Genomic DNA, 13,393 nt, shown 5'->3' with positions numbered 1-13,393 from the left:
ACTATTTAGTTTTGATTAGTACTCCGTCTTTATTTAATTCCAAACTTCCTGGTTCACTTGTGTAGGTTTTGGAAGTTGTCTCGACTCTATAAATCTCTTTACCATTTATTTTAACTGTTTTAATAGAGTTTTCATCATTTGGGTCTAAATCGTTGAAATCATTTTCATTAATAGGACAATTTAAGCATTTTATTTGAGAATCTGAAACTTTATAAACATAATCTTTGGAGCTAAAATGCAGGTTAAAAAAGTTGTTATTCGATTCATCAAAATCTTGCACGCTTTCGTCTACTTTAAATAAAGTCCCTTTTGGAAGGAATAAAAACAATTCTACATTTTGATTTCGGAATTTAGAAGCAACTTCGCTCAATAAATAATTATCTAAGAATAATTGATTTCCTACAATTTTATAACTGTATTTAATTTTCTCTGCACGTTTTTTTGCTTCCTCTGCTGTTTTTCCATAAGCCAATTTTTCAATTTGAAGATACGGCAGCGCTTCATCCGTTTTCATAATCTTAATTGAAACGTTATTAGAATAAATCACATCTTGATTGGTTTCGTTTTGGGTTAATCTAAAATCGGTATGGTTATTTATACCTTTATCATAAAAGTCGTTATTTTTAAAACTAATTTGAAGTGTATCTGTAGGTGTTATATTTATTACTTCCTTTTTTACATCTTTAGCTTCTGAAGATATTTGTGTAAACTCATTAATTCCTAAAGAAATCAATATCCCAACAGCAATAATCCAAACGGCAAGCAAGGTGTATTTGGCAATAGTTCCAATAGACTTATAATTGGTTACCACTAATTTTAATCCTAAAATAAGTAAGAAGAAAAATGGAATCCCTAAAGTCAGCAGAAATAATACTCCTTGTGCCCAAAGTGGAGTTTCTAATCCTAATGGAGTTCTAAAATGATTTATTAAAGTGTTTTGAGGCAAGGAACTAGAAAATATTGCAACAATAGACATAATGAAAACCCCAAAAAGTGTTAGCGAAGAAAAAATTATAATTAATACTCCAATTGCTTTTGCAAATGCTTCAAAAACGGAAGTTATAACCCCTCCTAATTTATTCCCAACTGTTTCTGCTCCATATTTTACACGATTTCCTAACTCATCGTAATTTGCATTTTTTATTTTATCGGAAACGCTATCAAATTCGGCTCTTACTTTTTTTTCGATACTAGAGATAGTAACTGGTTCGCCCCTCATTTCTAATTTTTCAGAAGTGGTCAAAGCCTCTGGAAGAGCAATCCATAATATAAAATAAACCACAATTCCAAATCCAAATCCTGCAAAAGCAGTCGCTAAAAATGCAATTTTAATCCAAGAGGAATCAATTCCAAAATAATGTCCTAAACCTGTACAAACACCTGCAATAGAGCCACGTTCTTTGTCACGATACAATTTTTTTCTACCTGTTGAAACATAATTATACGGTTTTGCTTCTTCGGCATCGTCGTCAATTCTATAATCTTCTGGTTGTCCCATTACGGTTACCACTTCATCAACATCTTTATTGTTAATTACATGTTTGTCACTTTTTTGTCTGTCGGTAAAAAGTTCGGCAACACGCATTTCAATATCTTTCATGATTTCCTCTTTTCCTGAAGAATTAGAAAGGGAACGTTTTATCGCATCAAAATATTTGGATAACTTTTGGTAGGCATCTTCATCAATGTGAAAAAATAAACCTCCTATATTAATATTTACTGTTTTGTTCATGATTGTTATTTTTGATTGGTTATTATGTTTACGGCGTCAGACAATTCAGTCCAAGTGCCGTTTAATTCGTTTAAAAATGTTTTTCCTAATTCGGTTAATTCGTAGTACTTTCTTGGTGGTCCGGAGGTAGATTCTTCCCAACGATAATTAAGTAATCCGTCGTTTTTTAATCTTGTAAGTAGCGGGTAAATGGTTCCTTCTACCACAAGTAGCTTGGCGTTTTTTAGTGTATCTAATATTTCTGAGGTGTAGGCTTCTTTCTCTTTTAACACCGATAAGATACAAAATTCTAAAACACCTTTTCGCATTTGAGCCTTCGTGTTTTCAATGTTCATAATTCCATTTGATTTTTTTTGGATTAAACTATTCCTTTTTTGATTGATTAACTTGTTTGCACAAGTGCTATTTGATGATTAAATCTCCAAAATTATTGATACTATAGATAGACCATTAATTTCTTATGCAAAGATACAACCTAAAAAAGGTATTATGTAAAACAAAGTACTATAATTTAACATTAAATTAACAAATTTGACTTTATAGTTACGCCTACTATTTTTTGTATATTTACAAAAAATCGATACTTAATGGAATTTTCACCTGCTAAATTGAATACTTTTTTATTTTTCAAACTCCCCTCTGCATTTTGGGGTGGCGTAAGAGTAAAATCGATTTCCCCTACTATTTGTGTTGCAACGATTAAACATCGTTGGTTCAATCAGAATCCATTTAACTCCATTTATTTTGCAGTTCAAGCTATGGCTGCTGAACTAACTACAGGTGCTTTAGTTATGTATCAAATAAAAAAAAGTAAAAAAAATATTTCGATGTTGGTTGCCAACAACAAAGGAAGTTTCACCAAAAAGGCAAAAGGCAGAATTACTTTTACCTGTTCGGATGGTGCAATCATAGAAGATGCAATACAGAAAACTATTGCAACTGGCGAAGGACAAAACCTTTGGTTAAAATCGATTGGAATAGATGCACAGGATGATGTTGTTTCGGAAATGGATTTTGAATGGAGCGTTCGATTAAAACAATAATATAAATACTAAACCAATAATTTTTATAAATTTGCCTTATAAACCTAATCGTAAAATGAAAAAAATAACACTTATAATAACTCTTGTACTTTTTACTTCAATTACTTATTCTCAAAAGAAAGAAAAAGTAAAAGGTTCTAAAATTGTAACTACTGAGATTAAAAAAATAGAAAATTTCTCATCTTTGGAAGTTGCTGATAATTTGGAAATCTTTCTAGTTAAAGGAAACGAATGTGGATTAGAAATTGAAGCCGACGACAACTTGCACGAAGCTATTAATGCTACTATTAGTGGGTCAACCTTGCGTTTATCAACCCTTAAAAGCATTTCTGGGTATAAAAAACTTAGTATCCGAGTAACCTATACAAGTGATTTTAAACAAGTAGTTTCTAGAAGTGAATCTACTGTTAGTGCTATAGCCGACATCGAATTAGACTCCGTGACTTTTAAAAGTTATGATTATTCTAAATTAATATTAAGTTCTAAATCAAAGAATTTCTCTTTGTTTATGGAGGATAAATCAACTGCAGAATTGAATACCAAAGGAGAAAATTTAATTATTAATTTGAGTAAAAACTCATCGCTAAAAGCAAAAGTTAGTACTACTAATTTGACTTTAGATTTATATCAAAAAAGTGAAACGGTAATTACTGGGGATGCAGAAAAAATGAAAGTTCGATTGGATAACAACTCCTCTCTAGAAGCTAAAGCACTAATTGTAAAAGATGCAGAACTTACTTGCGAGGCCTATTCTACAGTTAATTTATTTGTTAAAAACACTATTTCTATTGATGCTTCTGGAAAAACGGAAATACAATTGTATGGTGATCAAAAAATTGATTTGAAACGATTTGTAGATAGCGCAGTGCTTACTAAAAAGCCTACTAAGTAATTACTCTTTTAAACAAAAAAAATCTTCCAAAATTGGAAGATTTTTTTTGTTTAAAAATGGCAAGCGACCTACATCGCACCGCTCAACCACATACCTTTGCTATGTTCCCATCCTGGAGGAGTCTGCAGGAGCTGGTCGTGTAGGACTTGCCGCTGCAAATATACAATCTTTTTATATTTTTGCAAGAAATTAACATCTTAAATAATACATTTGTAACAATAAAATTCAACCTTATTATAATGAGAAATTATAACACATTAGCATTCATTTTATTAGCAACTTTATTAGTGGTTAGTTGTGATAAAAAAACAAATACCGAGAGTTTTTTCAGCATAAACGAAGATATTTTAAAGGCGCAATACACGCCAAAAGAATCGATAAAATTAGAAGTTGTAGACAGCAGTAATAAAAAAATTGATAGTATTGTATATTCTATAAACGACCTAAAAGTTGGTTCGGTTAAAGGAAATAGTAAATTCAGTTTTGCGCTTAAAGACCAAAAATTAGGGTACCAAAATTTAAAGGCCAAAATTTATTTTGAAGGAACAACCGAAGTAGATTCTACTCGAGTAGAATTGATTTCGGATATTACTCCAAAAGTGCTTACTTATACTATTGTTAATACTTACCCTCATGATATCAAGGCGTATACTGAAGGTTTAGAGTTTTATAGAGATACTTTGTATGAAGGAACTGGAAATGGTTCTGGAAATGAGACTGGAATAAAAGGTATTTCAAGCATGAGAAAAGTAGATTATAAAACTGGAAAAGTTATAAAAAAAGTAGAATATCCAGAAGTTGTCTTTGGAGAAGGGATTTCTATTTTGAATGGAAAAATTTATCAATTGACCTACAAACAAAACGAATGTTATGTTTATGATGTTACTACTTTCAAGAAATTAAAGACGCTGCCCTATTACAAAGAAATGGAAGGTTGGGGAATGACTAATGATGGTAAGAATTTGTATTATAACGATGGTTCCGAGAAAATTCATATTGTTAACCCAGAAACATTTCAACAAATTGACTATTTAAATGTTTATTCAGGTGGATTCAAAATCCCTTCAATAAACGAATTAGAATGGGTTGATGGTAAAATTTACAGTAATATTTATCAAAAAAACTTTGTAATTGTTATTAATCCAAAAAATGGAGCTGTTGAGGCAATGTTGGATTTATCGGATTTAGAAAAGAAAAGAACAAAATTACCCGATGTAGATGTTTTAAACGGGATTGCCTACAACCCAAAAACTAAAACATTCTTTGTTACTGGAAAAAATTGGGATAAAATGTTTGAGATTAAAATTAACCAATAAACCTAATGGCAACTAGAAGTAATGTAATACCTAAACACTGTCAGGAGAATTGGTTGGAACTAAACTCAGCAGAAAAGGTGCGGTTTTGTATTTTATGCCAGAAGAATGTTTTTGAATCTGTGGAAGTAAATACAAATGTGGCTTCCCATTTCTGCGAACGATACCAATCTAATTTAAAAGAAGTTACAGTTTCTAAGACTAGAAAAATCATTAGTAAAGCAACTGAATTCATATTAAAAAACCGAGCTAAATAGCTCGGTTTTTTTTGTGTTTATTTTTTCTTAGAAATTACATATTGCATTTTGGCAACATCATAAACCAACTTATTTTCTTGGGTTTTGGTTTTCTGAATTATAGATCCATCGGGATTTAATTTGAATTCCAATCCTTCACTTCTCTTTCTTTCTTGGGTTTCACTAGCATTTTTTAATTTATCTAAAAATACTTTTTCTACAATATGATTAGAAACATGCTTATTAGATAAAACTAATTTTTTGGAAGTTAATTCATAAATATTAGAATAAATAATCGCAGCATCTTCTGTTTTTAAATCGGTTTTTGTCTGTGTGCTTTCGGTCCAAGTTAGTAAATAAAGCTGCGTTCCATTGGCTTTAAATGGAGTTAATTTACAATCAGTTGGTGCAAATTTAGGATCTGCCTTTTTAACTTCAATCGCGTCTTTTGCAATGTCATTTTCGTTTATTGTAATTTGAAATGTACCGTTTTTAATTTCGACTATCAGATTATCCACTTTTGCAAAAACCGTTAAAGGTTTAACCTTTACTGAAGATTTCTTTTTTTGAGCAAAGGAATTGAAACCTATTAAAAAAAGGACTACCAGAAAGAATAATTTTTTCATTTATTTAAAATTAGATGTTTGTGGTATCTAATATACAAAATAAACTTATTGAAAAATGTTAAATAAAAAAACCGAGCAATTTCTTGCTCGGTTTAATTTGGAAAACAAAAATATTAATTTGTTTGAGATTTTGAAGCTAAATTGTAAATAACCAATCCAAAACCAATTTTGTTAATTGCATCTGCAATGTTGTAAGCTACATCTACACTACCTTTTCCGATTAATCCGGTATACCATCCATCAGTTCCTAACATATATCCTAATGGATAAATTGCCCAACCAACTAGTACGAACCAACATAAAATTTTGTGTGAAGCTAATACATTTCCTCCAGCTGCTTGAGCCAATTTGGATGCTTTACCTAACCATATTTCATAAACAATTACAAAATAAGCTATTCCAGAAACTAATCCCCAAATCCATGCATTTGGACGATCAATAGTTTCTCCTACATATCCTGTAACAAGCATTACTAATGATAAAGCTATCATTTTCCATAATAAATCTGTTTTTGCTCCAGCTACTTTTAGTATTAAATAAAATTCAACACACATTAATGGAACTGTTAAAATCCAATCTACATAACGGAAAAAAGTTGGTGATTCACCAATTTCAGCCCAATATTCCTTCATGTAAAAATAATGTACTGCTGCAATGAAGGTTATTAAACCTGAAACCAATACAGAGGTACGCCACTTTTTATCAAATTGATTCAATGATAAAAAGAAAAAAGCTGATGCAGCCATCATAGCCATACAGCCAACAAAAAATGTAAAACCAACATAATCAGTAGGTAACAATTTTGCAATCAATCCTGGGATAATCATAAGATTTGTCATAATAATATTTTTTTTTAGGGGTTTGTTCTTACAAATATAAAAATATTTTAATAATAAAAAAATATTTTTGTTTAATTTTTTTTTCTTATCTTTAAACAATATATAAAATATCATGAGTAAATATTCGAATATAGCAATAGTAGCAAGCTTTTTTGGGTTATGGCTGGATTCCTTTTTTTCTAATCAAATTCAAATAATTTTAGGATTTTCGTTGATTTTTTCGTTCGGAATCTTACATGGAGCTAATGATTTGCTATTAATTGAAAATAAAAACACTAAAAAAATCACTTATTTTTTTATTAAAACGCTTATAATCTACATCTTAATTGTAATTTTAAGTGCGATACTATTTTACTTTATACCATGGTTGGCACTTTTCTTATTTATAATAGTTAGTGCTTTTCATTTTGGGGAACAGCAATGGAAAGAATTAATTGGATTATATCCGAATTGGATTTGTAATTTAATTGGTTTCACTTATGGGCTTTTTATTCTTTTGTTACTATTTATTTTTCATACTTCAGAAGTTGAAAATATAATTTTCGAAATCACTAAGATTCAAATTCCAACTTTTTACCTACCGCTACTATTCAAAATTTTTGGAAGTATCTTTTTTATAACAATTGCCTACACCTATTATAAATATAAAATATTAAGAGAAAAAATTCGTACCGAATTATTCTATTTAATAGTGTTTACCATTATTTTTAAAACATCTAGTTTAATCTGGGGATTTTCTATTTATTTTATTTTATGGCACAGTATTCCTTCTATTTTGGAACAAATGAAATTTTTATATGGTGAATTTTCATTCCAGAACTTTAAATCCTATTGTAAGTCTGCTTTGGTATATTGGCTAGTTTCCATTATCGGAATTACCCTACTATATTATATGTTTAAGGACATACAAATATTTAATGCCATCTTTTTTTCTTTTTTAGCAGCAATAACTTTTCCACATGCTTTTGTGATAACAAAAATGTTTAATAAAAAGTAACTTTTATTGTTATTATAAAACAAAAAAACCGAGCAATTTCTTGCTCGGTAATTGTATTTATTGAATGTTATAATCTATACAACTACTTCATATTCTACTTTATCCGGATTAATAGATGATTTTGAAGCATTTAATATTTCTATTCCTACCAAGTTTCCACTTTTAGAATAATCTAATATAAATCCTTTCTTGTCTTCGTCTGATTCTTCAATTGCATCATCACTCAAAGTGATATACAATATATCTGTTTCTTTGTCGTACTTGACTTTCATTTTTTACAAATATTTAGTTATTTTGGAAGTTCTATAAACTGTTTTAATAACATAAGGATTTTTATTGGTATTTATAAAAACCCTATATAAATAATTTTCTATAATTTTTTGAAAAACATGTTGATTATCCTCTTCAATAATTATTTCATCAGGCTCATTTATAACTAACTCTACAACATCTTTAGTGATGGAACGTAATTTAATTTGTTCCAATCTATGTGACGAAAATTCAAATAGCATAAATCGTTTTTTTTATACACAAATATATTAAATTAGGTTTAAAAAAACAATAAATACAAACATTAAAAAAACCGAGCAATTTTCTTGCTCGGTTTAGTCTTAATACTTTGTACTAATAACTTAATACTTATTTAACTTCTTCAAATTCCACATCTTGAGTGTTATCTCCTTGTGGTTCTGATGGAGCAGCTTGTTGTGCTTGACCTTGGTCACCACCTTGAGCATACATTGCTTCAGTTGCAGTTTTCCAAGCAGCATTGATATTATCTAAACCTTTTTGGATAGCCTCTAAATCTTGCGATTGGTGCGCCATTCTCAATTCAGTTAAAGCATATTCAATTGCTGTTTTGTGCTCGTCAGTTAATTTATCACCAAGTTCTTTCAATTGAGATTCTGTTTGGAAGATCATTCCATCTGCTTCGTTCAATTTTTCAGCTCTTTCTCTAGCGATTTTGTCAGCTCCAGCATTTGCTTCAGCATCTTTTTTCATTCTTTCGATTTCTTCAGCAGTTAAACCAGAAGAAGCTTCGATACGAATATCGTGCGATTTTCCAGTTCCTTTATCTGTAGCAGAAACTTTGATGATACCATTAGCATCAATATCAAAAGTTACTTCAATTTGTGGAACTCCTCTTGGTGCTGGTGGAATACCATCTAAGTTGAAACGACCAATAGTTTTGTTATCAGCAGCCATTGCTCTTGCACCTTGAAGAACGTGAAGTTCAACTGTTGGTTGTGAATCTGCAGCTGTAGAGAAAATTTGTGATTTTTTAGTTGGAATAGTTGTATTAGACTCAATAAGAGTTGTCATAACACCACCCATAGTTTCGATACCTAAAGATAAAGGAGTAACGTCTAACAACAATACATCTTTTACATCTCCAGAAAGAACTCCACCTTGAATAGCTGCTCCAATTGCAACAACTTCATCAGGGTTAACTCCTTTAGATGCTTTTTTACCAAAGAATTTCTCCACTTCGTCAACAATTCTTGGGATACGAGTAGAACCACCTACCAAAATAACTTCGTCAATATCAGAAACAGATAAACCTGCATTTTTCAACGCTTTAGCAACTGGTGCCATAGAACGTTTTACTAATGAATCAGTCAATTGCTCAAATTTAGCTCTAGATAATTTTTTAACTAAGTGTTTTGGTCCTGAAGCTGTAGCAGTTACATAAGGTAAGTTGATTTCAGTTTCAGCAGAAGAAGACAATTCAATTTTTGCTTTCTCAGCAGCTTCTTTAATACGTTGCAAAGACATTGGATCTAAACGTAAATCAATACCTTCTTCCGCTTTAAATTCGTCAGCTAACCAGTCAATAATTTCGTGGTCAAAATCATCTCCTCCTAAGTGCGTATCTCCATCTGTAGATAATACTTCAAAAACTCCATCTCCTAATTCAAGAACAGAAATATCAAATGTACCTCCACCTAAATCGTAAACAGCAATTTTTTGATCTTTACCTTTTTTATCTAAACCATAAGCTAAAGCTGCAGCTGTAGGTTCGTTGATAATACGCATAACTTTAAGACCTGCAATTTCACCAGCTTCTTTTGTAGCTTGACGTTGTGCATCATTAAAGTAAGCAGGAACAGTAATAACTGCTTCTGTAACTGTTTGACCTAAATAGTCTTCAGCAGTTTTTTTCATTTTTTGAAGTGTCATAGCTGACAATTCTTGTGCAGTATACAAACGACCGTCAATATCCACACGTGGTGTATTGTTGTCCCCTTTTACCACAGAATAAGGAACTCTTTTTGCTTCAGCCGAAACTTCAGAAAAAGTATGTCCCATAAAACGTTTGATAGAAGCAATAGTCTTAGTTGGATTAGTTACTGCTTGTCTCTTAGCAGGATCACCTACTTTAATTTCTCCACCTTCTACAAAAGCGATGATAGATGGTGTTGTTCTTTTTCCTTCAGCATTAGGGATAACTACTGCTTCATTACCTTCCATTACAGAAACACAAGAGTTTGTTGTACCTAAATCAATTCCGATTATTTTACCCATTTTTATTTATATTTATATTTAATTATATTGTATACTTGTTTTAACAACTCGAGTTGCAATAATCAATCTTTGTGCCAATAGAAAAAACAGTGGGAATTGTCAGTTTTTGTTAAAATTGGCGTAAATAGATATGACAACATGACACAAATGACATTGAAATAAGGTTTTTGTTTATCAAATTCGCAATTAAAGACGCATTAAAACTCTGTTTTTTGAGTTATTCGATTATATTTGTCCTTCAAACTAAACTTTTCTTATGGAAGAATGTATCTCGATTTTTGACATGCTAAAAATTGGCGTAGGCCCATCAAGTTCGCACACTCTTGGACCTTGGCGTGCTGCCGAACGTTTTCTAGCAGAACTTCGAGAGATTAATAAATTGGAAATAGTCCATTTTATTAAAGTCGATTTATATGGTTCTCTTTCATTAACAGGAACCGGGCATGCTACAGATTTAGCAGTAATGCTAGGATTAAGTGGTCAAGATCCTGAATATATTCCGGTGGAAAATATTGCTAAAATTATAAAAGAAATAAAAGATACCAATATTCTACTTTTAGGAAACACATTTGAAATTCCTTTTTATGTAGAAGAAGATATTAAATTTAATAAAAATTTCTTGCCGTTTCATGCCAACGGAATGACCTTTACTGCTTCCTTTTTTGATAATACTGAATATTCCTCTACTTTCTACTCAATTGGTGGCGGATTTGTGGTGAAAGAAGAACGTGTCAATGCCCAAAAGAAACAGGCTATAAAATGTGCTTTCCCTTATCCCGTCCAAAATGCTAAGGATTTATTGGAATATTGCACAACTCAAAATAGATCTATTTCAGAAGTAGTTTTCGAAAATGAAAAATCGATGCGTTCGGAAGAAGTTATTCACACCGAATTAATGCGCATTTGGGATACCATGCTCGAGTGTATGTACATAGGTTGTCATAGCGAGGGTATACTTCCTGGTGGATTGAACGTAAGAAGACGAGCATTTGACATGCATCAAAATTTAATTGGGCTATCCAATTATTCCAATCCACAAGAATGGATGCAATGCATTCGAAAAACCGAAGTGAAATTTCGTCAAATACTAAAATGGGTTTCGTGCTTTGCCTTGGCAGTTAACGAGGTAAATGCTGCTTTAGGTCGCGTAGTTACCGCGCCAACTAACGGAAGTGCTGGAGTTATTCCTGCAGTACTGATGTATTATTTGGTTATTGAAAACCACCAAGCTGGTGAAAAAGAAATCAAACAATTTTTAATGGTTGCTGGAGAAATTGGAAGTATTTTCAAAAAAGGATCTACTATTTCAGCAGCAATGGGTGGCTGTCAGGCGGAAATAGGCGTTTCCTCGGCAATGGCTGCAGCAGCACTTTGCGAATTAATGGGCGGCACTCCTGCTCAAGTGCAAATGGCAGCCGAAATTGCTATGGAACACCACCTCGGTTTGACCTGTGACCCTATTGGTGGTTTGGTTCAAATTCCGTGTATTGAACGAAATACTATGGGTGCAATCAAGGCAATTAATGCCGCAGAATTAGCATTAGAAACCGATGCCAAAAATGCAAAAGTTCCATTGGATAAAGTAATTGATACCATGTGGCAAACCGCCAAAGACATGAATTCGAAATACAAAGAAACTTCTGAAGGTGGTTTGGCTGTAGCTGTTAATTTAGCCGATTGTTAAAACCAATGTTACCAAAAAAACGCATTTCGTATTTCCTTATTATATTAATGGTACTCTTTTTGGGAATAGTATCCCGAAAAATTAATGGCATTCCAACTTTCATAGGTGATACTTTATATGCCATAATGATTTACTTTGGATTGCGTTTTCTGTTTCTTTCTTTATCTCCTATAAAATCTATTTTCATTGCTTTACTTTTTTGCTACAGCATTGAATTCCAACAACTGTATCGAGCCGATTGGATATTGAATCTAAGAAACTCTACCATAGGACATTATATCCTTGGACAAGGATTTCTTTGGAGCGATTTAGGATTTTATACTATTGGCGTTGCAATTGCTTATTTAATGGATAGCGTTTTATTTAAAACTCATAACTCCAACTAATAGTTCCGAAAAAATTAGACGTAACTGCAGTTTCATTTCTTAAAAAAACGCCTTCTTTAGAATTAAAATACCGAGCTTCGGTACGAATTTTCATTTTAGAATTTGGCGAATAATCGAAATTAAGTGACGTTCCAAACGTTTTAAATTTATTGGCACTTGCTATCATAACATTTTTTACATCCTGATAATACTCGCCTCTCAAGGCAGTTTGCCATTTAGCATTTATAGTATATTGGGTTATAACAACTGGACTAAACCAATTGGAATAACTTGTGCCCTCCAAGTTTTTTTTGCAATCCGAAATCAAATCCCGCAATAGTTCGGAATTTATTTTTCCATTTGAAATCGTAGTATAGATTGCTAAAATATCGAGTCCGCAAATCGGTTTCTATAGGTTCATCTCCAATAAAAACACTCCAATTTAAAGTAGCATTATCCGAAGGTTTATAGACTATTTGATAACCAAAACTCGGCAATGCTTTTTTGTTGGGCTTATTAATCCGTTGCCATCCGTTGGTTAGTAAAGTTGAAAAATTCCATTTTGCAGAAGGTGCAAAATTGTATTTTACTACTGTCATAAAATAAGGCGAATTTTCTGCCAAGATAGAACGTGTAAGTGTTAAATTGGAAGCCGTAGTTGCCGATTCAAAACCAATATAACTGGGCATAATTCCTGCTTCTAAAGTTTGTTTTTTAGCGGTATCCAAATACAATCCTAAGTAGGCTTCGCTAATGTATTTGATTTTCTCATTAGCATAATTATCATCCACATACGTACCCGAATGTAAAGCAAAACTTCCGTATCCATTTTCAAATGCAACCTTCGCACGAAGCAATCCAATATTTAGATTACCTTCATTTTGACGGTTGTAATTGTACATAAAAAGCAACTTTTTTTCTGTATTGGAATTTTGAAAATCATTGGTATAATAGGTTTCCAAAAAACCAGAAAAGGTAATTTTTACTTCTTTATTTTCCTGAGAAAAAAGACAGAAAGTACTACTTAAAAATAGAATCAAATAAAAACAATTAAACTTCATTGTAATTGAATTTTATAAAGGGATATTAAATTATATCCGAAATTAATATTGGCAAATTTACCCATTTTTTCTATGTAAC

14 protein-coding genes, 1 other RNA gene and 1 pseudogene are annotated in these 13,393 nt (G+C 31.6%); 7 read left to right on the top strand and 9 right to left on the bottom strand.

Annotated elements, in window-relative coordinates:
* Position 1: 1 nt before the first annotated feature.
* The gene (locus tag ACIQ2J_RS03930; protein WP_396166958.1) at positions 2-1,732 is read right to left on the bottom strand and encodes a PspC domain-containing protein; all 1,731 of its coding nucleotides are present in this window, start codon (positions 1,730-1,732) and stop codon (positions 2-4) included.
* 5 nt (positions 1,733-1,737) lie between these two features.
* Positions 1,738-2,067: a PadR family transcriptional regulator gene (locus ACIQ2J_RS03925; protein ID WP_396166956.1), complete on the bottom strand. Its 330-nt coding sequence runs from the start codon at positions 2,065-2,067 to the stop codon at positions 1,738-1,740.
* Positions 2,068-2,319: 252 nt separating this feature from the next.
* Between ACIQ2J_RS03925 and ACIQ2J_RS03920 the strand changes: the two genes are divergently transcribed.
* Positions 2,320-2,775, top strand: a complete 456-nt coding sequence (locus tag ACIQ2J_RS03920; protein ID WP_396166952.1) for a DUF4442 domain-containing protein — start codon at positions 2,320-2,322, stop codon at positions 2,773-2,775.
* Between the two features lie 55 nt (positions 2,776-2,830).
* Positions 2,831-3,667, top strand: a complete 837-nt coding sequence (locus ACIQ2J_RS03915) for a GIN domain-containing protein (protein WP_396166950.1) — start codon at positions 2,831-2,833, stop codon at positions 3,665-3,667.
* Positions 3,668-3,721: 54 nt separating this feature from the next.
* Here ACIQ2J_RS03915 and ffs read toward each other — a convergent pair.
* Positions 3,722-3,819: signal recognition particle sRNA small type (ffs, locus tag ACIQ2J_RS03910), an RNA gene on the bottom strand.
* An 87-nt stretch (positions 3,820-3,906) separates the two neighbouring features.
* Here ffs and ACIQ2J_RS03905 point away from each other — a divergent pair.
* Together ACIQ2J_RS03905 and ACIQ2J_RS03900 are read left to right on the top strand one after the other, a co-directional pair.
* Positions 3,907-4,983 (top strand): glutaminyl-peptide cyclotransferase, encoded by a 1,077-nt coding sequence (locus tag ACIQ2J_RS03905; protein WP_396166946.1) that lies wholly within the window; start codon positions 3,907-3,909, stop codon positions 4,981-4,983.
* Between the two features lie 5 nt (positions 4,984-4,988).
* A complete protein-coding gene (locus tag ACIQ2J_RS03900; protein WP_396166944.1) occupies positions 4,989-5,237 on the top strand; it encodes a hypothetical protein in 249 nt (82 codons plus the stop codon).
* A 17-nt stretch (positions 5,238-5,254) separates the two neighbouring features.
* Here ACIQ2J_RS03900 and ACIQ2J_RS03895 read toward each other — a convergent pair whose 3' ends face one another.
* Entirely contained in the window at positions 5,255-5,842 is a 588-nt protein-coding gene (locus ACIQ2J_RS03895) for a hypothetical protein (protein WP_396166942.1), read from the bottom strand.
* Positions 5,843-5,955: 113 nt separating this feature from the next.
* Complete coding sequence (locus tag ACIQ2J_RS03890) at positions 5,956-6,681, bottom strand: bacteriorhodopsin-like (protein WP_396166940.1); 726 nt, start codon at positions 6,679-6,681, stop codon at positions 5,956-5,958.
* Between the two features lie 112 nt (positions 6,682-6,793).
* Here ACIQ2J_RS03890 and ACIQ2J_RS03885 point away from each other — a divergent pair, with 112 nt between their 5' ends.
* Positions 6,794-7,678, top strand: a complete 885-nt coding sequence (locus ACIQ2J_RS03885) for a Brp/Blh family beta-carotene 15,15'-dioxygenase (RefSeq protein ID WP_396166938.1) — start codon at positions 6,794-6,796, stop codon at positions 7,676-7,678.
* Positions 7,679-7,752: 74 nt separating this feature from the next.
* Here ACIQ2J_RS03885 and ACIQ2J_RS03880 read toward each other — a convergent pair whose 3' ends face one another.
* The 3 genes from ACIQ2J_RS03880 to dnaK form a co-directional block, all read right to left on the bottom strand.
* On the bottom strand, positions 7,753-7,950 hold the full coding sequence (locus ACIQ2J_RS03880) for a DUF2283 domain-containing protein (RefSeq protein ID WP_396166936.1): 198 nt from the start codon (positions 7,948-7,950) through the stop codon (positions 7,753-7,755).
* 3 nt (positions 7,951-7,953) lie between these two features.
* Entirely contained in the window at positions 7,954-8,190 is a 237-nt protein-coding gene (locus tag ACIQ2J_RS03875) for a DUF4258 domain-containing protein (RefSeq protein WP_396166933.1), read from the bottom strand.
* A gap of 127 nt (positions 8,191-8,317) precedes the next feature.
* On the bottom strand, positions 8,318-10,204 hold the full coding sequence (gene dnaK, locus ACIQ2J_RS03870) for a molecular chaperone DnaK (protein WP_396166930.1): 1,887 nt from the start codon (positions 10,202-10,204) through the stop codon (positions 8,318-8,320).
* Positions 10,205-10,460: 256 nt separating this feature from the next.
* Between dnaK and ACIQ2J_RS03865 the strand changes: the two genes are divergently transcribed.
* Positions 10,461-11,888 (top strand): L-serine ammonia-lyase, encoded by a 1,428-nt coding sequence (locus ACIQ2J_RS03865; protein ID WP_396166927.1) that lies wholly within the window; start codon positions 10,461-10,463, stop codon positions 11,886-11,888.
* Positions 11,889-11,893: 5 nt separating this feature from the next.
* A complete protein-coding gene (locus ACIQ2J_RS03860; protein ID WP_396166924.1) occupies positions 11,894-12,274 on the top strand; it encodes a DUF2809 domain-containing protein in 381 nt (126 codons plus the stop codon).
* On the opposite strand, the pseudogene ACIQ2J_RS03855 reads toward ACIQ2J_RS03860, so the two are convergent.
* Positions 12,252-13,314: pseudogene (locus tag ACIQ2J_RS03855) on the bottom strand (outer membrane beta-barrel protein). The gene ACIQ2J_RS03860 and the pseudogene ACIQ2J_RS03855 sit on opposite strands and share 23 nt — an antisense overlap.
* Positions 13,315-13,393: the final 79 nt, after the last annotated feature.

It is taken from the genome of Flavobacterium sp. (assembly GCF_044357305.1).
Lineage (GTDB): Bacteria > Bacteroidota > Bacteroidia > Flavobacteriales > Flavobacteriaceae > Flavobacterium.
Note: the sequence above shows the minus strand (reverse complement) of the source record. Positions and strands in the feature narration are given on the sequence as shown.